The organism is Haloechinothrix halophila YIM 93223, assembly GCF_000504245.1.
Taxonomy (GTDB): domain Bacteria; phylum Actinomycetota; class Actinomycetes; order Mycobacteriales; family Pseudonocardiaceae; genus Haloechinothrix_A; species Haloechinothrix_A halophila.
In genome coordinates this window covers 2,792,550-2,813,743 of sequence record NZ_KI632509.1, presented here as the reverse complement: position 1 = coordinate 2,813,743, position 21,194 = coordinate 2,792,550, and the positions used below count along the sequence as shown (strand labels likewise).

15 protein-coding genes are annotated in these 21,194 nt (G+C 64.6%); 6 read left to right on the top strand and 9 right to left on the bottom strand.

What is annotated here, in order from left to right:
• The first annotated feature begins 248 nt into the window (after nucleotides 1-248).
• The 3 genes from AMYHA_RS27940 to AMYHA_RS12810 all read left to right on the top strand — a co-directional run bounded on the left by AMYHA_RS27940 (nucleotide 249) and on the right by AMYHA_RS12810 (nucleotide 3,394).
• Nucleotides 249-1,541 (top strand): recombinase family protein, encoded by a 1,293-nt coding sequence (locus AMYHA_RS27940; protein ID WP_084037157.1) that lies wholly within the window; start codon nucleotides 249-251, stop codon nucleotides 1,539-1,541.
• Nucleotides 1,542-1,725: 184 nt separating this feature from the next.
• Complete coding sequence (locus tag AMYHA_RS12815) at nucleotides 1,726-2,517, top strand: AAA family ATPase (RefSeq protein WP_051399831.1); 792 nt, start codon at nucleotides 1,726-1,728, stop codon at nucleotides 2,515-2,517.
• A 4-nt stretch (nucleotides 2,518-2,521) separates the two neighbouring features.
• Complete coding sequence (locus AMYHA_RS12810) at nucleotides 2,522-3,394, top strand: phosphotransferase (RefSeq protein ID WP_051399830.1); 873 nt, start codon at nucleotides 2,522-2,524, stop codon at nucleotides 3,392-3,394.
• On the opposite strand, the gene AMYHA_RS12805 is transcribed toward AMYHA_RS12810, so the two are convergent.
• Entirely contained in the window at nucleotides 3,382-4,272 is an 891-nt protein-coding gene (locus tag AMYHA_RS12805; protein ID WP_231104733.1) for a radical SAM/SPASM domain-containing protein, read from the bottom strand. The genes AMYHA_RS12810 and AMYHA_RS12805 overlap by 13 nt on opposite strands.
• A 261-nt stretch (nucleotides 4,273-4,533) precedes the next feature.
• On the opposite strand from AMYHA_RS12805, the gene AMYHA_RS12795 reads away from it, so the two are divergent.
• A protein-coding gene (locus AMYHA_RS12795) for an IS3 family transposase (RefSeq protein ID WP_157361777.1) occupies nucleotides 4,534-5,684 on the top strand; the annotation gives its coding sequence in 2 pieces (ribosomal slippage) (nucleotides 4,534-4,804 and nucleotides 4,804-5,684; 1,152 coding nt in all).
• 330 nt (nucleotides 5,685-6,014) lie between these two features.
• Here AMYHA_RS12795 and AMYHA_RS12790 read toward each other — a convergent pair.
• Nucleotides 6,015-6,782, bottom strand: a complete 768-nt coding sequence (locus AMYHA_RS12790; RefSeq protein ID WP_196776884.1) for a GIY-YIG nuclease family protein — start codon at nucleotides 6,780-6,782, stop codon at nucleotides 6,015-6,017.
• A 425-nt stretch (nucleotides 6,783-7,207) separates the two neighbouring features.
• On the opposite strand from AMYHA_RS12790, the gene AMYHA_RS12785 reads away from it, so the two are divergent.
• A complete protein-coding gene (locus AMYHA_RS12785; RefSeq protein WP_196776883.1) occupies nucleotides 7,208-8,251 on the top strand; it encodes a DUF6994 family protein in 1,044 nt (347 codons plus the stop codon).
• A gap of 774 nt (nucleotides 8,252-9,025) precedes the next feature.
• On the opposite strand, the gene AMYHA_RS25715 is transcribed toward AMYHA_RS12785, so the two are convergent.
• Nucleotides 9,026-10,003 carry a hypothetical protein gene (locus AMYHA_RS25715; RefSeq protein ID WP_157362083.1) on the bottom strand — a complete coding sequence of 326 codons (978 nt, stop codon included), beginning with the start codon at nucleotides 10,001-10,003 and terminating at the stop codon, nucleotides 9,026-9,028.
• A gap of 316 nt (nucleotides 10,004-10,319) precedes the next feature.
• Between AMYHA_RS25715 and AMYHA_RS12770 the strand changes: the two genes are divergently transcribed.
• Nucleotides 10,320-11,999 (top strand): recombinase family protein, encoded by a 1,680-nt coding sequence (locus AMYHA_RS12770; protein WP_231104732.1) that lies wholly within the window; start codon nucleotides 10,320-10,322, stop codon nucleotides 11,997-11,999.
• Here AMYHA_RS12770 and AMYHA_RS12765 read toward each other — a convergent pair.
• The 6 genes from AMYHA_RS12765 to AMYHA_RS12740 form a co-directional block, all read right to left on the bottom strand.
• Entirely contained in the window at nucleotides 11,992-13,851 is a 1,860-nt protein-coding gene (locus AMYHA_RS12765; RefSeq protein WP_034271285.1) for a polymorphic toxin type 4 domain-containing protein, read from the bottom strand. The two genes, AMYHA_RS12770 and AMYHA_RS12765, sit on opposite strands and share 8 nt — an antisense overlap.
• A gap of 779 nt (nucleotides 13,852-14,630) precedes the next feature.
• A complete protein-coding gene (locus tag AMYHA_RS12760; RefSeq protein WP_034271282.1) occupies nucleotides 14,631-15,356 on the bottom strand; it encodes a hypothetical protein in 726 nt (241 codons plus the stop codon).
• Nucleotides 15,357-16,063: 707 nt separating this feature from the next.
• Nucleotides 16,064-17,827 (bottom strand): arginine--tRNA ligase, encoded by a 1,764-nt coding sequence (gene argS, locus AMYHA_RS12755; RefSeq protein ID WP_034271279.1) that lies wholly within the window; start codon nucleotides 17,825-17,827, stop codon nucleotides 16,064-16,066.
• Nucleotides 17,828-17,843: 16 nt separating this feature from the next.
• On the bottom strand, nucleotides 17,844-18,623 hold the full coding sequence (locus AMYHA_RS12750; RefSeq protein WP_034271277.1) for a nucleotidyltransferase domain-containing protein: 780 nt from the start codon (nucleotides 18,621-18,623) through the stop codon (nucleotides 17,844-17,846).
• 4 nt (nucleotides 18,624-18,627) lie between these two features.
• Nucleotides 18,628-19,533, bottom strand: coding sequence for a class I SAM-dependent methyltransferase (locus AMYHA_RS12745; protein ID WP_034271274.1), 906 nt, complete (start codon nucleotides 19,531-19,533; stop codon nucleotides 18,628-18,630).
• Nucleotides 19,530-21,035, bottom strand: coding sequence for a pyridoxal phosphate-dependent decarboxylase family protein (locus AMYHA_RS12740; RefSeq protein ID WP_231104731.1), 1,506 nt, complete (start codon nucleotides 21,033-21,035; stop codon nucleotides 19,530-19,532). The genes AMYHA_RS12745 and AMYHA_RS12740 overlap by 4 nt, the downstream gene beginning before the upstream one ends.
• Nucleotides 21,036-21,194 lie beyond the last annotated feature (159 nt).

Below are 21,194 nucleotides of genomic sequence, written 5' to 3'. Positions count from 1 at the left end.
GACCGCATCCTGCGCCTTGTCCGTCGTCACGTAGCGTTCCCTTCCACCGGCCCGGACCCTCCGGCCCACCGATGATCATGGCCCGCCCACTTCCACAAAAGATCTTGCACCCCCGTTCGCGCTGGACCGAACCGCAAGCGCGTTGGTGGCCTCGCAGCATGACGGCCATGCCGGGAAGCGTTCGCGTGAGTCAGCCACCTGGCGCGTAGCCGAGGCAGAAGCCGGGCTCCTGTCGAGCCTCTACACGACTGTGGGCCCCAGGTCCAATACGAACCCGAGGCCCACGTTGCCGATGTCGCTATCCAACCTGTCCCTCTGCGCGACGGCCAGACCAGAACCGGCACCGCATCGCGGACGGCTGGCAAGGCAGCACCGTCCGCGCGATCCTGGAGAACCCGCGCTACACCGGATATGCGTTCTTCGGACGGTGGGCCAAGCACGAAACCCTGCTCGACCCCGATGACGTCGCCGCCGGACACGTCATCCGGTTCCGCCGAGCCACACCCGACCGGATCATGCGCTCCCGCAAACCCGCACACCCGAAGATCATCGAAGTCGAAGACTTCACCGAAGCGCAGCTATTGCGTCGTTCGCGTGCTGCTGGTGGGTTGGCGGCGAGCCGGAAGCTGGAACGCGGACCCAAAAAGACGAAGCGCGTCTATCGGCTACGCGGCCGTGTGCGGTGCGGGTACTGCGCTCGGCGTATGGAAGGCACGCCGCGGGAGAAGCGGATCTACTACCGGTGCTCGGCGCGTTCGCTCGTACCAGGGTCACCCGCTTTGAACGATCACCCGAAGAACGTCTATCTGCCCGAAGCAGCAGTGATCGGCCCGCTCAACCAATGGCTCGGTGAGCTGTTCGCGCCAGAGCACATCGATCAGACCGTTGCCGCGCTCGTCGCGTCCCAGCATCAAGGCGGCAACGCGCACAGTGCGCGAGACGCGGCAAAAAGGCGGCTCGATACCGCTGAGACACGACTGCGCCGACTCCAAGCAGCCATTGAAGCAGGCGCGGACCCGGCAGCCTTCGTCGAAGCGATCAACGAGGCTCAGTCACAGCGCGCGGCAGCGCGAGCGGAACTCGACGGAACACCCGCGCCAGACGCGCTCACCGACGCCGAGGTGTACGCGATGATCGACTCACTCGGCGACGTCGGAGAAGCACTCAACGACGCGAAACCCGAGAAGCTGGAAAAGCTCTACGAAGCGCTTCGCCTGGAAATGACCTATAACGCACCTACGGGCCAGGTAGATGTTGCCATCCGCCCGGCCCGTAGGGTTAGTGCGTGTGTCCGAGGGGGACTTGGCCCCGCACCGGTGGGAGGAATCCCCGAACCGGGGATATCGACTCCATATCCGGGGATACTAGCTCCGGCGATTCCGGCCGTCCAACCGGGTCACCCAAGGCATAACGGAACCGGATGTACGCGCGGAGTGTGTGCCCATGGCTCATCAATCACTGGCGCCGAGGAATGCATCACTACATCGAGCGCCACCGTTGTGTGGCTTGCGGTGGTCGACATCCCCGAGCTGGTTGAGTAGGTGGGCCAGGTAGGGCCCAACGGCGGGTGCTATGCCACCAGTTCGATACCTCACCGCGCAGTTCGTTTCGCCGTTTGCGCTGGGAGTATGACGACCTTGCCAGGGAAGTGCCGAGAGGTCCCCAATTCCTCACGGCCGTTGGGTAGGCCGTTCTCTACACTGCTGTTATGGATCGAGGTGTGCGATGAACCGAGCTGGAACGCCCGCGTCGGAGACCGCCGCGGCGCGGTTCGTGCGTCATGTGCGGCTCGATGCCGAGGCCGACACGGGGCGGTACCCGTTCACTTTGCCTGCGGTCGCGGGGCTGATGCACTCTGACGGGCTATCGCTGGCGTCCGGGGTGACCTTCCTGGTGGGAGAGAACGGTAGCGGCAAGTCCACCCTCGTCGAGGCAATCGCGGTGGCCGCTGGGTTCAACCCGGAGGGCGGCAGCCAACACTTCCGCTTCGCGACGCGGGCCTCCGAGTCTTCACTGGGCGATCAACTGGTGCTGAGCTGGGAGGGCCGCAAACCGCGTTCGGGGTTTTTCTTGCGCGCGGAGTCCTTCTACAACGTGGCCACCGAGATCGAGCGCTTGGACGACGACGGGGTCGCGGGCCCGTTACTGCCCGCCTACGGTGGTATCTCACCGCACGAACGCTCGCACGGTGAGTCGTTTCTTGATCTCGTGATCCACCGGTTCCGGCCCAACGGGCTGTACGTGCTGGACGAGCCTGAGGCGGCGCTGTCGGTGCGCGGCTGCATGGCCTTACTCGCTCGTCTGGCCGAGCTGGTTGAGCAAGGCTGCCAGGTCGTCGCGGCCACGCACTCGCCGATCCTACTCGCGTTGCCGGGCGCCACGATCTATGAGATCGACGACGACGGCGAAATCTCACCAACGGACTACGACCACGCACTACCAGTCCGGCTGACCAGGGATTTCCTCGCCTCCCCTCAGCGGTACCTGCGGCATCTGCTCGACGAGGACGAAGCCTGACGGGATGAGCGAGGAATTGCCCGTGCTGGAGATGGAAGTCTCGGACGAGAGGTTCGCTGAGTGGATGCGAGCCAACCTCGCACAAGCAGCTCGTCACTTCAGTGTGGCTGTGGCTGGCGAACCCGTGTTCGGGTGGCGGTTGCGCAGCATCGGCGTACGGGTATCGCGGGCAGGCGCGTGGTGCTGGTTGCGCGTCGTGTCCGACTATCCGCAGTGGGCAAGTGGAGATGGCTGGACGGGGAATGCCGACGCCAACGCGCTGACCGGCATCGCCAAACCGGAACTGCTCGATGTGTGTGAGTGGGACGACGATGGAAGACGGCAACGGGCCGAGTTGTTCACTTTGCTCCCCGGCGAGCCGGTGTCGACCACCGACGTGCTGCACCGCCCAGTACACCTGTCGGAAAGGTGGTGGGCACAGCTACGGGCGAACCTCGAGAAGCTCCGGAACACACCCACCGGCCGCATCGACGCCGATCAACAGATCGTGTCCCGGCGCAGCACGGCGGCATTCGGCGCGGATCTGCGTGTCCAGCACTGGGAGACGGTGCACGGTGACCTGCATTGGGCCAACCTGCTGTCTCCGACGCTCGGAATCCTCGATTGGGAACTCTGGGGCCAGGGGCCCGTCGGTACCGACGTCGCCACCCTGTACTGCCACAGTCTGCTCGTACCGGCGGTGGCGGACCAGGTCCGCTCCACGTTCGCCGATGTGCTCGAAGGCCCCGATGGTCGCATCGCGCAACTAGCTGTCGCGGCGCGCATGCTAGGTCGCATCGAAGACGGGGATTACCCAGAACTCGAACAACCGCTCCGTGAGCACATCGCCGCGCTCGACGCGCCCCAGCCGAGCGGTGAACGTCGCTACCGGCCGTAGTTCGGTCGACAGCCACCCCGAGGTGAGCACGGGTGCCGGGTGCCCTGCGGCATGCACGCCGGGCCGCATCGAGGCCCACACTGCGGGTCGCACATCTCCGGCACGCAAATCCCGGCAGTGGCGAACCGACCATCCAGATGTTCACGGACTTCCGCGAGCGGTGGCCCCGAGACGATCTCGGACAACGATGTGTCCCGAACGTTGCCGACCGGAAGCCACCGCGAGAACACACACGGCCATGCCTCTCCACTGGGGGAGACAGCCAGCACGCCATTCGCGCAATTGCCGCACAACTGGTCCACACCTGGCTCGGCCTCGCGAACACCGCGACCAACTTGCCGTAGCCGGTCGTAGCCGACATCGGTGACGCCCACGCTCGCGAGGTCTTCCACCGCCTCCTGAACGCGCTGGCCATCGAAGGTGTCCACCACGCCAACACGCAGCGGGATCGAGCGCCGCACGGCCTCCGCGATGTTCGCCCTGCTACGCGCGTGACTGCCTACGCGTCCGGTCACCGCCGAATGCTCAACAGGACTGTCCGAATAGTACGAACACGCCAATCGCACCCCAGGCAGCTCGAAAGCTTCCCACTGCGACGACGTGACGTGCACCAGGTTGGAAAACACCTCGATCTCCAACCCAAGCCCCGCCGCATGCCTGAGCAGTTGAACCAGGTCCGGATGCAGCGTCGGCTCCCCGCCGATGAATTGCACCATCCCCACACCGAGCTCCGCTGCCTCATCCAGCACTCGCAGCCAATCCGAGACCGTCATCACTCCGTGAGTGCCGGACGGACCACTCTCGGCGTAGCAGTGACCGCATTCCAACTGGCACCGCCCTGTAATCTCCAACCACAAAAATGATGTCTCTGTCCCCACATCGGCCTCCCTCACGCGATCGACATGGCCCAGTGTGATCTACGGCACCGACAATGTCGGCTTCCCGCGCCGCGACGAATCCTCCCGAGCGTGCATCGTTTGACCGCCGACCGGTCACGGGCCGGCATGCGGTCGGTGAACCGCGTATCCCCACGGCCAGGCTGGTCCGATCACGGCGCTGCGGAAACAGCATTGGGACTGCCCCGGGTTCGGTTGACTCCTTAGCTGTGAGGATTCGTCCTCATTGGAAGGATGATCGCTATGCCGAAGCCGTTCCCTGCCGAGTTCCGTCGTGACGTCGTCGCCGTGGCTCGCAAGCGCGAAGCGCCGATGCGCCAGATCGCCAAGGACTTCGGGATTTCCGAGTCCTGTCTGAACCGCTGGTTGCAGCAGGCCGATGTCGAGGACGGTGTCCGTCCCGGTGCTACGAAGGAAGAGTCGGCCGAGTTGCGGGAGTTGAAGAAGCGCAACCGGGTCCTGGAGCAGGAGAATGAGATCCTGCGGCGGGCGGCGGCGTTCTTCGCCAAAGACATCGCCCCAAAATGATGTACCCGCTGGTCCGTGACCTGGCCGCCGAGGACATCCCCGTGGCGGTGACCTGCCGGGTGCTTGGGTTCTCCAAGCAGGCGTTCTACAAGTGGCGTGCCAACCCCGTCTCGCAGCGGGACTGGGAGGACGCCCACTTGATCAACACCGCGATCGACGTCCACGAGGATGATCCAGCGTTCGGGTATCGGTTCATCGCCGACGAGCTGGCCGCCCTCGGGCACGTGGCCGGGGAGAACCGGGTGGCCCGGTTGTGTTCGCTGCAGCGGATCTACTCGGTCTTCAGCAAGAAGCGCGGGCTGAACCGCACGGCCGGACCGCCGGTACACGACGACCTGGTCGAGCGTGATTTCACCGCGGCAGCGCCGAACGTCTTGTGGCTGACCGACATCACCGAACACCCCACCGGCGAGGGCAAGCTGTACCTCTGTGCGATCAAGGACGTGTTCTCCAACCGGATCGTCGGCTACTCCATGGACTCGCGCATGAAGGCCTCCCTCGCGGTAGCCGCGCTGCGCAACGCCGTCGCCCTCCGCAGCCCGGCCGGGACGATCGTCCACTCCGACAGAGGCAGTCAATTTCGGTCCCGAAAGTTCGTCCGTGCCTTACACGAGTACGGCCTTGTCGGGTCGATGGGGCGGGTCGGAGCCTGCGGTGACAACGCCGCGATGGAGTCCTTCTTCGCGCTGCTGCAGCGCAACGTCCTGGACCGGCAACGCTGGGCCACCCGCGACCAGCTGCGCCTGGCCATCGTCACCTGGATTGAACGCACCTACCACCGTCGACGCCGGCAACGCCGACTCGGCAGAATGACCCCCGTAGAGATCGAGTTGCTGTTCCACGAACCGGTCGCACTCGCGGCTTGAACCACCCAACCCGCGAGTCAACCGAAGTCAGGGCAGTCCCATTATCCGACGGGTGGCGTAGCATTCGGGATTGCGCTAACTGGATGCCACAGAGTGGCTGCTGCCGACTTGACACGAAACGTGCGTCAACGCCGCGCACGGCGGGCTGGAACGCGCTTATGCAGCGCCATCGCGACGACGGACTCCGACAGCGACGAGCGCGACACCGTTGGGACCCAAAGCCATCCCGCTCGACCCTGTCAAGAAGTAACCGAGGAACGACGACGCTGCTCGGCTACGACAGGGCGGACGAGGTCACTGTGGTGGGCACGAACTTGTGTCAGTTGCGGTTCAGGCCGTGCTGGCGGGTAAGGAGTGCGCGCTTGAAGTGCGACTCCGCTTCGTGGGCACGCTCGGTCCGAAGACTCGTAGGATGCTGAATAGGAAGTGGCGCGAGTGGGTTGAGTCGAGGCCCGCCAGGTCCCGTAGAGCGATGTTGCCGCCGTGGCCGTCCCGTGCATAGGCGATCCAGCGTCCGAGGATCCGTTCGTCGCCGTCTGCCTTTCCCACATAGAGCTGTCCGGTATTGGTGTCTGCGATGAGGTAGATGCCCTGCACGGCACCGAGCGCGGTGCGCCAGGCGGAATACCGCGAGTCCTCCACCACGTCCCTGAGCTCGGCGTGAGTGATGAGCACACGGTCGAAGCCGGGGAAGGGCACCACCTCAGGGTCGGCAATTTCGACCACCGGGAACGCCGAGGCGCTCGCCCCGCTCTTGACCCAGTTGACGGCATCTCGTGACCATTCCACGACGAGCCTGCGGTTGAGGGACGCCAGCGCATTGGAGGGGCGGAGGTCGAAGTAGCGGTGGGTCTCGCTGCGTTCGTTGAGCAGCTCGCCATAGTTCTCGTAGACGGTGAGCAAGCGTGAGCGCCGGCCGCCGTCGGCCATGAAGATGAGCCAGAGGTGCTGCGGCGTCTTGCCGAGTTTGTTGTTGATCCCCTGCGTGCGGGTGTAGTCGAGCACTTTCTCGGCGGTCAGGTCGCTCGGCGAGCGAAGCCCATTGTCGGTGTAGGTGTGCCGGATGATTGCGATGTCGCTCAGGTCGAGCGCGGTCACCGCGAGGATATGTCCGAGGCAGAGGTCGCCGGTGATTGCCGCTGATGTCACCGCATCAACCTATCCTGGTAGCCAGATGTCATGTCACTGCGTGCATGAGGTAGCGATCGTGGGCTACGCCGAGCTTGCGCAGTCAATGCCACTTGGGCGGTCCGGTCTTGTTCGTCGGCGACGGCGCGGGAGTATCCGATTAAGGCCCCGGGCATCACTGATGTGCGCATCGGATAAGCACGCCTCGGTGTGACACTTTGCGTACAGCCCATCCAAGACGCTATCGCCCGTGGTCGCGGCCAACCGCACTGGGCCGAGTCGGTGTCCGTTTTGGGTTCCCTTTTCGTTCAGGGCGTTGCTTCGAGGTATCGGGTGAGCACGGCGACCAGCTGCTCCGGCATGCTGGGCCAAGCGCGACTGGAAGGGCATCAACCGTGACCGACGAGCGAGACCTGATTGAGTATGAGGACCCACAGATCCTTGGTGAGATCTTCCCCTCCCGGATGACCGCCGGCTCGGACCAGCGCAAGTGCTCGGCGTGCGGGACGGTCCTGCCAGCTGACCAGCTGACCGTCATCAAGCACCGGCACGCCGGTCAGCCGAAGGGACATCTGCGCATCTACTGCCCCGAGCATCTCGCCACGGCAAAGGAGTGGACCGAGGGCGGCTCGACGAGTCAAAGCGGAAAACTGGGGCCGATCTGCCCCAACTGCTTCACGGCCGTCCCTCTCGGTACCGGAGTTTGCGACATGTGCGGCGAGCAGGTCGCTCGCGCCCTGAGGGGGCACATGATCGACACAAGGTACGACTTCCAGACCGACACGCCCGCAGGCAGGGACCCCGACAGTTACAGCGACACGCTGCACCGCTACCACCGGGTCCTCTGGAGCAAGGAGCTTCCGGACGGGACACGCTTCGACCTCGAGGACGGCAGGCCGGAGAGCTACCTCGTCCACAGCTCGCACCGGGGGCAGTTCTGGCTCAGCAGTGACGCCGTCGTCCCCTCGTTCCCTCACAAGGCGGCGGCCATTGTCGCAATGCTCGATGAAGGCGAGCACGAGGCGTTCTGGAACCTCGGGTACACGATCGGCGGCATGATGATCTGGCCCGGCAACAGGATCGACAACAAACAGACCATCAACGGCGCTCGCGGCTTCCACCCTCGGATCGCCGATCGCTTCGATCTGACGGTCGAGTGCATCCGCCGGCACTACGCACACGAGAGGAGCCCGCTCAGCGACGTCCTCGCGAGGTACGACGACTTCTTCGCTCTGTTCGAGACGTTCGGTGGGTTCGACTTCTTCCTTCTCCAGGATCTGCTCGATGGAAAGCGGGTTCGCTTCGCGATACCGTTCAACAACTTCGCCATGCCTTCAGTGCCACAGGATCTGGCGACCTATCGCCGCTACATGGAACTCAGCATGGAGTTCATCCACGCGCGGAACGCCCGCATCGCGGCCTACACGCAAACAAACTGAGAGGGCAGCCCCCGGCCATGGGGCCAGAACATGATGTTCGCGAGATGGCCAGTGCGGCTCAACCGTGCGCCGCGAACGCCCGTGCAGCTGCCAACACCTCGGCCGGGTCTCCCTCCCGGAGAACCAGCGCGGGGCTCCGTTCGTTGAGCTAGTGGTTCATGCCCTTGAACTACGCCTGGATCACCGCGTGAGCGTCCAACGGCTCCTGCCGGTGAATGAGTGATCACCGGGGACGACTGTCGCCACAGCGACGGGCAAGGTCGGCATGGCTTCAGCTGAACGCACCTCAGGCGGATGCTCAGTCACGAGCGCAGCGTCGGGTCGGCCAGACCGGAAGAACGCTTCGAACCACGGACATCACATAGCAGATCCGTAGCAGCCTCTCCTCGGCCGCGGTGGGGAGAGGCAAGGCCTGTCCGCGGTCACTCGGCCGGTACTCCTTGACGACCCGCGCAAGCTCCGCGCGGATACTTCCCGCCGTCTCGCTGGTGATGAGTCGTTGTTGGGTCGCGAACTGGAGTCCCAACGCGACCGTCGTCTCAGGTGGAGTCCGAGACGGCGTAGCGCAGTCGGTGATCGATTGCCTGACCTAACGTGCTCCATGGCACGGCACTCGCGGACTCCAGGTGCATCCATCCGTGCCGAGGTCGAGTCGGGCGGGCGTCGCTGCCGCCAATCCGCCGCGAGGAGCTTAGGGGTCGGAAACGCCTCGTCCACGATATCGCGGATGATGCTTCCTTGCGTGGAGAGTTCACTGGTCAATGACATGAGCGATCAGAGGTCTTTCAGCGCTGGCAGTATCCCTGTCAGGTCGATCAAGTCGACGTGTGCGGCGCTAGTGCTGGTGAAGTCGCAAACTCGTACATGCAGCGTGCCGAAGCGCTCCTCGAAGCGCTCGCGCAAGATCGGAGATGTGCGATTTAGCGCCCAATCGGCTGTGCTGGTGCTGGTTCGGAGGAAGTGGATCGCGTGCGCTCCGGCGACGTAGAGCTGGGCGCGGCGCCCGGACTCGTCCAGCGCCAGGTGTACGAGGTCTTTGAACGTGCCCCGCTTACGCATCGCGTCCGCGCCCTTCCAGAACTGGATCTTGAACTCAGCGACACGGCGATCGGTCTCGACATCGAACGGCCTGCCAGGGTCGTTACCGGCGGCCAGCGATGGGCGCACCGTGACACGCTCGCCCTCCTCGATGATCAGCGGCAGCGCCTGAGTGATGACCGCAGCGTGGATGACGTCGCTGATGCGGCCCATGTGTTGGCGGATCAACAACGACGCCTGCAGCAACTCGTCACTCAGACCGGACGCTGCGGCCTGAGCTGCTGCAGTCGGCTGATCAGCGCCCTGGAGATCGGCTTCCAGCTGTGCGATCCGCTCGGTCAAACTTTCCGACGTAACGAAGGACAGCAAAGTCTGAAACGCCGCTGCGGCCCGTGACGTGTCGTTGGTGACATCCCCGGACAACGATGCGATCGGCGACGACGTGGTTGCTGCCATTGTGGCGCAGCGCCCGTCGTCTGTGGGCATGGTGCTGGTTTCGAAGCCCAGTCGCCGCAATTGTCGCAGCGCGGTGTGCGAGGTGAACTCGGAGCGCTGTACTCCGATGGCTGCTTCGAGAACCTGCTTTGGAGGCCAGCGCTGTCCGTCAACTTCCACCCAGTGATCGCGTATGGCTTCGGGCGACTGACCGGCGAGGCTGGCGTGCACCAACGCACGATCCAGCTCGAACTCCCGTCCGCTCAGCTTGAAATACATGACCGGCGCCCTTCCACGTGGCTGGATCGGCAGCTTCCAGGACACCACCTGTTGTGTGAGGTTAACGGCGGACGCCGACACTCTCGAGTGCCAGGCGGGTAAACACGGGGGAGCTAGGAGGCGTGGAGCCGGAACAGGCTCAGTAGTTCGAGTTGCCCCGGCCGGAGGGGCAACATCGGGTTGATCGCGGGGTATATCTCGGCTTCTTCCCAGAAGCAGTTGGGCACACTCGACGCGACTCCGGTCTTTACACCACGGGGTCATTCCGCGTCTGGTGGCGCGTCTCCTTCCGGGTCCGGCGGAAGGGAGTAACGGCATGACGGCTGAGATGGCTCGGGTTGGTGAGGAGTCACTGGAGGGGTGGGCCGAGCAGGCTCGGTCTCGCCGGTCGAGGGCGACGACGAAGCCACGACTCGCGCACGGGGCGGGGTTGCGGTTCGCGCTGTACGGGCGGATGTCGACTCGGACGTATCAGGAGCGGGAGTCGTCGTCGCGGTGGCAGCGCGAGGTCGCCGAGGGCGTGATCGCCGGGCACGGGGTGATCGTGGCGGAGTTCTTCGATATCGGTATATCGCGGCGGCTGCCGTGGCCGGAGCGCCCGCAAGCCGCCGCGCTGCTATCTGCGGTCGCGGACCCGGATCGCGGGTTCGACGCGGTGGTGGTCGGCGAATACGAGCGAGCGTTTCAGGACGACCAGGCCGCCGCGGTCGCCGCAGTGCTGGATCGGCACGGGGTGCGGTTGTGGCTGCCGGAGGCGGGCGGACCCGTCGATCTCACCAGCGCGACGCATCAGGCGTTGATGCTGCTGCTGGGGGCGCAGTCCAAGCGTGAGGTGTTGCGGTCTCGCCATCGTGTGCTGACCGCGATGCGCGGCCAGGCGCGCATGCAGGGCCGTTATCTCGGCGGGCGTCCACCGTATGGGTATCGACTGGCCGATGCGGGTCCGCACCCGAATCCCGCGCACGCCAGCTGGGGACGCCGGGCGCATCGCTTGGCCACTGATCCGGCGACCGCCGAGCATGTGCGGTGGATCTTCGCCCAGCGGCTGGCTGGGCGCAGCATCGCCGGGATCGCCCGCGCACTCAACGACCGCGGTGTACCGTGCCCGTCGCGTGTCGATCGGCGTCGCAACCGGCACCGCACCGGCGAGGCGTGGACGCTACGCACGGTGGCGTGCATCCTGGCCAACCCGCGCTACACCGGACGACAGGTCTGGAACCGCCACGGTACCGAGGACAACGGCGCGGCTGGCCTCGATGGTGACGAGCAGCAGAGGCTGGCAGGGGAGTGGGTGATCTCGCAGACGGTCGCGCACCCACCGCTGGTCTCCGAGCGTGACTTCGTCGCCGCCCAGGCCATCCGCGCCGCCCGGCCCACCGCCGACGGCACCACCCGCACCTACCTGCTCACCGGGCTCGTGCTGTGCGGGGTGTGCGAGCGACGAATGGAAGCCCATTGGGTCAACCGTCGCGCCGGTTACCGCTGTCGCCACGGGCAGACCAGCAGCCGATCACGCGAACCAGGCCGCCTGAAGATTCGCTATGTCCGCGAGGATCACCTGCTCGCCGACCTCGCCGAGCGGTACGGTCTCACGGGTACGCCGCACGCGATCGCCGCCGAGATCCGCGACCGCAACATCACGATCATCTGCCGGGCGACAGGATCGACCGTCACCAACGAACCTGGCACCTTCGACCTCGGCGCTTCAGACCACACGCACTGTTCTAACAGCGCATGTGGTAGTGACGTGTCCGAGGGGATTCGACCCCGTACCGGTGGGAGGAATCCCCGAACCGGGGATATCGACTCCATGGCCCGAGATAATAGCTCTGGCGATTCCGGCCGTCCAACTGGGTTACCCAAGGCATGGCCGAACCGGATGCTGCCACTTGACCAAGTAATTCAGTTGTCAACCTGCCTCAATGATCTTGACAGGTACCGGCTGGCGCCAGCGATTGTTGGTGGGGATTGTCGAGAGCATCCTCGCGCTACTTGATCGGTACCACGTATGTGGGGCCCGCTCCCTTTGCTTGATCCGGCAGTTCGAAGTGCGTGATCACGCCCGTGTGCCCACCGGGTGTGTCGAGGAGGAAGCCCGCCGTTTCCTTCGGGCTGGTCGCCCGCAGTCGGTCAACCACCCTGGTCAGTGGGCTGCCGTTGACATTTCCCTGCGTCGAGGAGGTGACGTACACCTCGGGTGGCGGATCCCATTTCCCGGTCGAGTTCTTGACCGGTGGCGGTACGTGTATCTCATACCTCAGTTCGGCGACCTCTCCCTTGGGGGTCTTGACGGTGACCCGGTAGTCGACCTTCTTGAGTAATCGAATATTGCCCTCGGTCAACTTTTCCGGAAATTTTGGGACTCCTGCGGGATACCCAGTCTGGACCACCTTCAGATTTACCGAGAAACCTTCCGCCACACCCAGATCCGTCAGGCGCTCCACCATCGACTCAATGCCTTGATTCTGCAGCTTTTGGTTGACCACCTTCGGGCTGTGCATGATCCCGCTCTCTTCGAGGGTGTGGATTCGCCCGACCGGAACGGGGTGGCTGAGGTTCCACAGGTCCTCGGACAGGCCAACCTCCGCCCGTTCACCGCGCAGCAACCGGTCCAGGGAGTCCGAAGGCCTGCCCTGGGCTGGCTTGACGATTCCCTCAAAAGTGTGCGCTTCGGAACCGTCGGCCAACCTCTGGATGCCTCGGTACTCGACGCCCTTTCCCCGGTTTGCCCGTTCGAGCGCTATGAATTCGCGCATCTCGTTCGCGGTGGCGGTACGACCGGTGCGCAGCTTGATGATCTTCTCTGCACGTCGGATCTCCTTGACGGACGCACCCTTCGCCATGGTGCCGGCTGTGTCGACGTTCACGCTGCGTATGAAACTGCCGAACTTTTGTGCGACACCGGTTTCGACCGCGGACTCGACAACCGCCGGTGACACGAACCCGACGGCTAACTCGATGACGTCGAGGGTATTCTGCATGGCCTCGTAGCTCTGGCGCAGTTCGTAGTCCCGGCCCGCCCGCGCATTCGACGGTGGCTCTTCGTAGCGCCAGACGTCGAGAGAGCGCCTCGGAATCGGTACCGGAATGGGCAGGCTGGTAATGTGCCTGACCCCTTGCTCGAGCCCCAGCTGCATTTGGGTGGCGGCCTTGTCGAGCAGCCAGTTCCACGCTGCCTGCTTCGCTACCTCCCACTCTTCGTCCTGGGTGGCGTAATCCCGGCCTTGTCCGGAGTTGACGGTGCCTGCGCGTGTGGTTGGGGTTGGTGGCACCACGAGCCGGTCGTCCGGGAACCTAAGCGGGTCGTCCGCGGACCCGGTGCCTGTCAGACCCGAGTCGGTTCCCCACCACAGGTCCCATTGCTCGTAGTAGGGGGCTGCCGACCACGGCTTGGTCTGGTCGGCATTCTCGCTGGCCTTCGAGTCGCGTTCTTCAGCCCGGCGCTGCGCCAGGAGGGAATTGAGGTTGCGGTGGAGATCTCTTAAGAGTTCCTGGCGCTCGCCAGACGCTTTTCCCTCCTCGATCTCGTGGCTTGGGGCGGACTCGACGGACCGGAGCCGGTCACCCGGTTGGCCGGTGCGACGTTCCGAGACCCGTCGTCGGAAGGAATCCATACGCGCTCGGGCGTCCGTGAACCAGTCCCTGCTCGCGATCGAGGAGTTTGGCGGCGCGGGGTCGACCATGAAGTCGTCGTCGAAATCGTCAAACTCGCCGAACTTCTCGAACTCGCGGTCGCGGCTGCGGGCCTGAGCGCGCGCATCCGCGCTCGGGCTGTCGCCCCGCTCGCGGCCCCAGGCGCCAGGTCCAGCGGCGCGCCACTCTGCGACCTGTCGACGGAACTCCTCCATGCGCGCCCGGGCATCGTCGAACGTATCCCGCGCGGATCCCGCCCCCCGCAGGCCGGAGCACCACGACGCTCGAGAGGTTGACGCGTTACGTGACGACCACGTGGTGGCGGGACTGCGCCAGGCAGGTGCACCGCCTCCAAACGCAGGGCCCGGGGCGCGGGCGGGCGACGTTGCGGGACCGCGGAAGATAGTGGTGGGCGGCCGGGACGTGTTCGTGCCGGCCCCTGTCCGTGGCATGGATGATGAGTTTGGCGCGCGATAGCTGGGTTGTCGGCTCGCTATCTCTGACATGCTAGGTGACCGGAATCCCGGTACAGGGTTTGCACGTGGTCCGCCCGGTGGCGGGCCGGGCCGTGGGCCTGGGACCGGCCGTCTCTGCCCAGAATGAGGCACACCCGACATCTGCTGGCTCCCAGCAAGTGGCTTCCAATGGCGAACGTTAGGGTCCAGCCTGGGTTGCGGGACTCGGCGGCCATGCTGAGGGCGGTGCTGCGACGGCGGACGGCCGTAGCCTGGAAGAGTCGACATGGCCATATGAATCGGCAGATCCAGGCGCTTCACTGCAGCCGCAAACGATCCGCCTGGCCGATGCGCGGAAGCGCCCGACCGGTGGGCGGAACCGCCACTTGACCGGTGCGATGCCGCCCCGCTGGCAGACGGCAACGGGACCCAGACGCGAGTCATAACCATTCGATCGTTCTTCATGACAGGGACCCGGTCGAAGTATCCACCCCCCACCCGGGCTCCGTGGCGGTGAGCCCCTAAGCGATGCTTCGGCGTCACTGGCCCTCATCTCCCGGCGCGGCATCCCTCATCTCAAGCCGGATGATGTCGTCGAGTAGCGCCAGGTTGAGGCCGATCTCGTCGGCCGCCTGCTCCAGCTCTGTCATGGGGTAGCCGCGGCCCTCACAGAAGGTCCGCACCCCGCCGTCGTCGACCCAGACCGGCAGGTTCGCGACGTTCTGCAACCACAGCGCGGCCGCTTGTCGCATCGTTGGGCCGTTCGTGGTGTCGAACATGGCGGCGAGCTCGTCGCGGAGCTCTTCACCCTTTGCCCGCAGAAGCCGCTGGATCTTGCCGTCGTACCGCTCGGTGGTCACGCGCGCAGTGTGGGTGAGAAGGTCGATCAGGGAGTCAATCGCGTCGGATGGGTCGAGGTATCGACCGAGGACCCAGATGAGCACGGTTCTTTCCTGTTCGCGCTCTGCTGCCTTCGCGAGCTCGGCAGGTTCGATCAGCCCAATGTTCGACAACGTGTCCGTGATGGCGCGACTCGCCTCGGCAACATCTTCGGGAGACGCGTCAGCCAAGACGCCGCAGTAGTGAGCGTTGATCAGGCAAAACACCAGCTCAGCCCACCGGTCACCTTCCTGCCACCACGGCAGCTCGGCGAGTTCTCCGGCGTGGAAATGCATCAGCCGCTCTAGATCCTCGCGGGCATCGTTCCCGACCTCTACGGCTTGAGCCGCCTTGTCGAGTTCGCGTTGTTCTTCGCCGAGTTCCACGGAACGCGCCTCTCTGGTCACGACTCAGGCCTCAAAGTGAGGTCGGTCGCCGCGCCCGGTCCTGGGATCACGTCAGAGCCGGTGCCTTGACGATGCTCCTATGCTCTATTAACGGCGATTTCTGACCGCTTCGCAAGCGGTTTCCTTGCGATCTGCAGGATGCGGGCCCCGGGGACGGCGAGCAGGGGTTCAGCACACCGGTCTGACCGTAGTTGTGCCAATGGCACCTGTTGAATCGGCAAGCCTGCGCAACCAAATGTCCACGATGGACACTGAGCTGTGTTGGTTTAGTTGAGACCCTGCACTCTCGTCGTCGACAGCGAACGCGTCTGGGCAGCTGCGCGGATCGGTAGGCGGCCAGAGTGGCAGCGGCCACCAGCGAGCCGACGCAGGCGGAGACGTGGGATCGGTCATTCGTGCTTCCGGGTAGCAGATGTTGGGCCAACCATCATGCACGTTCCGGGCCTGGTTGTTTCCTGACCCCCGCCTAGGGAAGCTGTACCAGAAGGTTGTCGGCGAGATCCGGCCTGACGGCGTGAGCGGCGCTGGGTTTGAGAGGCTCTGCACGTTGCGAATCACTGCGGCTCATCAAGGGGTAGAGCCGGGTCAAGAGGGCGTTCGGCATATCAAGACAGGCGTTGGCATCGTGGATCACGTTCGTCCAGTTCCGCAGTAACCGCTCGCTGAAACCGCCTGGTGTGGGCCTGCTACATACGTTCGGGGGCGGTGATGCCGAGCAGTCCGAGCCCGTGTTGGAGTGTGCGTGCCGTGAGTTGGCAGAGGGCGAGCCGGTTGCTGCGGACGGGTTCTTCGGCGCCCAGGACGTGGCAGGCTTCGTAGAAGCTAGTGAAGTCGCGGGCAAGATCGTAGAGGTAGCCGCAGAGTTTGTGTGGTTCGAGAGTCTGGCTCACGTCGGCGATGGTGGCGCTGTAGGCGTCGAGTTCGAGCGCCAATGCGCGTTCCGCAGGGTGAAGCTCGACAGCGGGGTCGATGGCCACGTCGGGGTCTCCGGCTTTGCGCAGGATGGAGCGGATCCGGGTGTGGGCGTACTGGAGATAGACTCCTGTGTTGCCGTTGAACGACACCATGCGGTCCAGGTCGAACACGTAGTCCTTGATGCGCGAGGTAGACAGGTCCGCGTATTTGACTGCTCCAATACCTGCCTGTTCGGCGATCTGGTCCAGTTCGTCGCCGGGCAGATCGGGGTTCTTCTCGCTGACGATGGCGTGCGCACATGATACTGCGTCGTCGAGCAGATCCATCAGGCGCACGGTTCCGCCGGAGCGAGTCTTGAACGGCCGTCCGTCTGGGCCGAGCACGGTGCCGTAGGGCACATGAGCCACGTCGATCTCATCAGTGAGCCAGCCCGCGCGCCGGGCGGCCTCGAAGATCATCTGGAAGTGCAGCGCCTGGCGAGAGTCGGTGACATATAGAAGGCGGTTGGCTTTGAGATCCTGGATACGGTAACGGATAGTGGCGAGGTCGGTGGTGTCGTAGCCATAACCTCCGTCACGTTTGCGCACCATCAGTGGCGCGGGGTTGCCGTCCGGGCCTGTCACGTCCTCGGAGAACATCACAAGAGCGCCGTCGCTCTCGACAGCGATGTCTGCCTCGGTGAGTTCGGCAACGACATTGGCGAGCAGATGGCTGTAGAACGACTCGCCCACCGAGTCTTCGGGTGTGAGCAATACACCGAGCCGGTCATAGATGTCGCGGAAAGCCTTCTCAGACTCGGCGACGATCTCCTTCCACCGCGCGATGGTAGCCGGGTCCCCGGATTGCAGAGCGACGACGCGGTTGCGGGAGCGGTCAGCGAAGGCGGAATCGGAGTCGAACAGTTGACGGGCGGCGCGGTACAGCTCGTCGAGCGCTGACACCGCCGACGTGCCCGGTTCGAGCTCGTCATGGCGCCAGGTCGCGTCGGGGTGCTCGTCGAGGTACTGAATGAGCATGCCGAACTGTGTGCCCCAGTCTCCGAGGTGGTTCTGGCGAATGACCTCCGCGCCCAGGAAGCCAAGCACACGCGCCAAGCTGTCACCGATGATGGTGGTACGCAGGTGCCCGACGTGCATTTCCTTGGCGATGTTGGGCGCCGAGTAGTCGATCACGGTCCGCTGGCCATCGTGAGGCGTTCCGACACCGAGGCGTGGGCTGGCCAAACGATCGGCGACCTGGTCCCAGATGAGCTGATCGGGCACGGTGATGTTGAGAAAGCCAGGCCCGGACACCTCCACGTGCGCGATGGGACCGCGGTCGTCGGCCAAGGCTCCGGTGAGAGCGTCGGCGAGTTCGGCGGGCTTGGTGCGGGCGCGTTTGGCCAGGGCGAGGGCTGCGTTGGACTGGAAGTCGGCGTGTTCCGATCGGCGCACGACAGGATCGGCTCCGGCCAGCTCCGGACGGGCATGGGCGATGGCCTGGGACACGCCGTCGGCGACCTGGTCGAGTAGCGGCAGCACCTCGTGGTTTGTCACTGAGTAACCCTCCTTCTCAGCGAGCATTGTCCCAGGCCGTGGCGTCAGGTCCGCGCGCAGCCCGACGTTGCGTGATCGCGGCGCGGCATGTGCCCTGATCAGGTGCGAACCGGTCGTGGTCGAGAGGCTGCAGGAGAGCACACTGCACAAGGTGGGCAACTCCGCGACGAAGTGTCGTATACAGGTGATCGTCGCGGGTGTAGCCGAGGAAGTCCTGGCCGGTGGCCTGCCCGGGACCGTGGAGGACGGCAGCGGCGGCGTCCTCGATGGTGAAACTTGCTGGGTGGCTGAGTAGGGACATCGCGAGCCGCACAAGGGACTGTTCTGCGCGCTTTCGGTGCGCGGCGTAGATCGCGGTGGGGCCACCGAGAAACACATGGGGGCTGGTGAGCGCGTTGAGCAGCAGTCGGCGGGCGAAGATGCGGGAATTGAGGTACCAGGGTTCGGCGACCACGGCAGACGCTGTGATGTTTCCGTAACGGTCGGCGTCGAAGCAGCGAAGGTTGATGGCGGCGTCCACGTCGGCGAAAGTCGCGTGGATCTTGACCGCGTAGTCGACCTCGGTGTCGAGATCGAAGCCGTGTAGCCGGTGCAACTCACACACCGCTTCGATCAGGCGCTTCAATTCCTCAGGGGCTAGGGAGCGTGGCCCGACGAAGACCAGGTCGAGGTCGGAACGAGGTGTTGCTGTTCCCGCAGGGTGTGAACCGTACGCCAGACCGTATCCAGACTCGCCGATCACGGCGCTGCGCAGCTCGCTGGCGACCCGGTAGGCGCTGCGCTGGATGGCCTTCATACGGCTACCTCGGCAAGTGGTGGCTCGGGTGAGCCCTGTGGAAGTCGATAATGTGCACGCCGCTGGGCAAGGTGATCTCGCCTGAGGGCTGTTCGTAGCGATGGACGAATTCATGGATCTCGCGTTGCACGTTCGGGTCGTTGACCAGGGCGGGCAGGTTCTTGAGGTGGACGACGTTGAACCAGGCGATCGCGGCTTCGGCGTGTGGCGCCCACGCGGTGCCACCACGCCGCGTATGGGTTACTGTGCCCTCTCCCGCGTCCTCGGCGTCCCGGAGCGCTCCGAGTAGCAGGGTGCGGGTGTAGCTGCGGCCTTCCTGCGGGAACGGGGCAATGCGTTCCCAGAGGCGTGTCACTAGCCGCTGTTCTGCGGTGTCGGAGTCGAAGAACAACGCCATGAGGTGGCCATCGAGGGCGAGTAGACGAGTCAGATCGCGGACGAACGCGCTGGCCTTCGCGTGGGCATCGGCCAGATCGGAGACGGGCTGGATGCCGTCGGTGGTCATGGTTTCGAAGTACTCGCCGAGTGGATAGCTCAGTGACCAGAACGCGCCGACCAGGTCGAACGAGCTTCCCTGGCCCTCGTCGAGCAGGTCGGCGAGGGCATCGCGGGTATCGGCGCAGAGGGTGCGCGCCTGCGGGTACCGCCGGCTTACAGCGTCGATCATGGCCTGGCTGTAGTCGGCGACAACCAGGTCCCGTGCGTAACGCGCAAGCAGGGAGGTGACTCGACCGGTGCCACACCCGAACTCCACCACGGACAGATCTCCCGCGGGCCGGCCATGGTGGGCCAGCAGAAGCTGGTCGATCAGGTCGAGGTCTTCTCGCCCGTCGAAGTAGTGCGGCAAGAGCCGCTGGTCGTAGACACCGCTGATTTCGTAGACGGCGCGGAACTGCTCGACGTCGGTCACCGGATGTCTCCCTCGAGGTTGCCACCGAGCGTGGTGATGTAGTCGATCACGTCCGCCATGTGCGTATCGGTCGTGCGTGGGTTGTTGGCCATGAATCGCAAGGGGTACAGCGTCGCTCCTGCACGCAGCCGCGCGTGATCGTCAGGCAGCGTGAACTGGTGCAGATGCCAGGTCCCGTCGGCGAGTATCCGGTCGTGCAGACGCTGGTTCACCGCATTGATCCGCGCTATCTGCTCATCAGGCAGCGGGGGCACCGGACAGATGTCGCTGGGGAGGTAGACAAAAGCGACCGCCGCGAGCTCAGGGTCGTGCAGGCGCATCAGCCGCGGGTGCTCATCAAGCAGGGCAGCGAAGCGGCGTGCTTTGTCCACCCGCTGCTCTGCGAGGGCGGCCAAGCCGGTGCGTCCGTGGGAGAGCATCATCATCCACAGTTTCAGTGACAACCAGCCTTTGGTGCCGATGAACGGGGTGACCTGTCCGAAGGCGTAATCCTCCTGCATGATCAGATCCGAGTAGCTCGACACCGCACGCAGGCTGGCTGGCTCTCGGACGAGCAGAGCGCTCAAACTGTAGGGCACAGCCATAACCTTGTGGGGATCGACGGTCACGCTGTCGAACTCTGTGACGCCGTCGAGGAGATGGCAAAGCTGGTTGCTGAACGCTGCCACAAGGCCCCAGCAGGCGTCTACGTGCAGCCAAATTCGCGAATCCAGCGCGCGAACGATGTCGCGAACGCGGCGCAGGTGTTCCACGGTTTGAGTACGACTGTCCCCGGCGTAGGCGATCACGGCCATGATCCGCCCGCGGTTGTCGTGCACGGCGCGTTCCAATGCGGCGAGGTCGTAACGGAAGCCGTGCGTGTCGACCTCAATAGCTTGGTCTCCGACCCCGATCCAGTTCAGCGCGCTCTTGATGCTGTAATGCCCGATCTCACGCGGCACGATCACACGAAAGTCACCAGGATTCCGTACGCCTTCATGCATGGTGCCAGGTGCCTTATGTTCGCGCGCCAGCATCATTGCCGTCGCGTTACTGGTCGTTCCGCCGTGCGTGATGACGCCGCCCGCATCCCATACCGTGTGGATATCGGCGACCGCCGGGTTGTCGTAACCTACCAAGTCGCGAAGCCAGCGCAGAACCGCGATCTCGACGAACGTCGCGCTCGGCGCATCGAAACTCTGGTTGATCAAGTTTTGTTGCGTGAACAGCCCCAGCACGCCACCGACAAGCGACGCCGGGTCGTCGCCAGTGTCGCCGAAGCCCAGGAAGCGCGGACTGGCCTCGTTCTTGCACAGCGGCAAGATCGTCTTCTCGAACGACTCCAGAAGAGCACCGAGCGAGCTGGCCTCGCGGGGAAGATCCACGACCAGCATGTCCCGAATCCGCTCAGGTGGTAACCGCTCGCGAAAGATGTCCGGCTGCAGTTTGAAGCGCATCGCCATATCGAGTACTCGGTGCAAGACATCGGAGATGTCGTCAGCATCGGCGTCGGCTGCGGTCACATCAGGCGGTTCGTGACCTGCCGCCCGGAGGCGTGCTCGAACATCATGCATCGCGGACACAATTGATCAATCTTACGCCACTGACGCGTCGCCGTGATGCCATTAAGCGAATGTGCCCGTCGCCACACCACCCTCCCGCAGCGAGGGAAGTGACCCCGT

Excerpts from the sequence above, each read along its gene's own strand:
- AMYHA_RS12810 (WP_051399830.1), top strand. The coding sequence starts at position 2,522 with ATGAGCGAGGAATTGCCCGTGCTGGAGATGGAAGTCTCGGACGAGAGG.
- AMYHA_RS25715 (WP_157362083.1), bottom strand. The coding sequence starts at position 10,003 with ATGTATTTCAAGCTGAGCGGACGGGAGTTCGAGCTGGATCGTGCGTTG.
- AMYHA_RS12770 (WP_231104732.1), top strand. The coding sequence starts at position 10,320 with ATGACGGCTGAGATGGCTCGGGTTGGTGAGGAGTCACTGGAGGGGTGG.
- AMYHA_RS12750 (WP_034271277.1), bottom strand. The coding sequence starts at position 18,623 with ATGAAGGCCATCCAGCGCAGCGCCTACCGGGTCGCCAGCGAGCTGCGC.
- AMYHA_RS12765 (WP_034271285.1), bottom strand. The coding sequence starts at position 13,851 with ATGGAGGAGTTCCGTCGACAGGTCGCAGAGTGGCGCGCCGCTGGACCT.
- AMYHA_RS12815 (WP_051399831.1), top strand. The coding sequence starts at position 1,726 with ATGAACCGAGCTGGAACGCCCGCGTCGGAGACCGCCGCGGCGCGGTTC.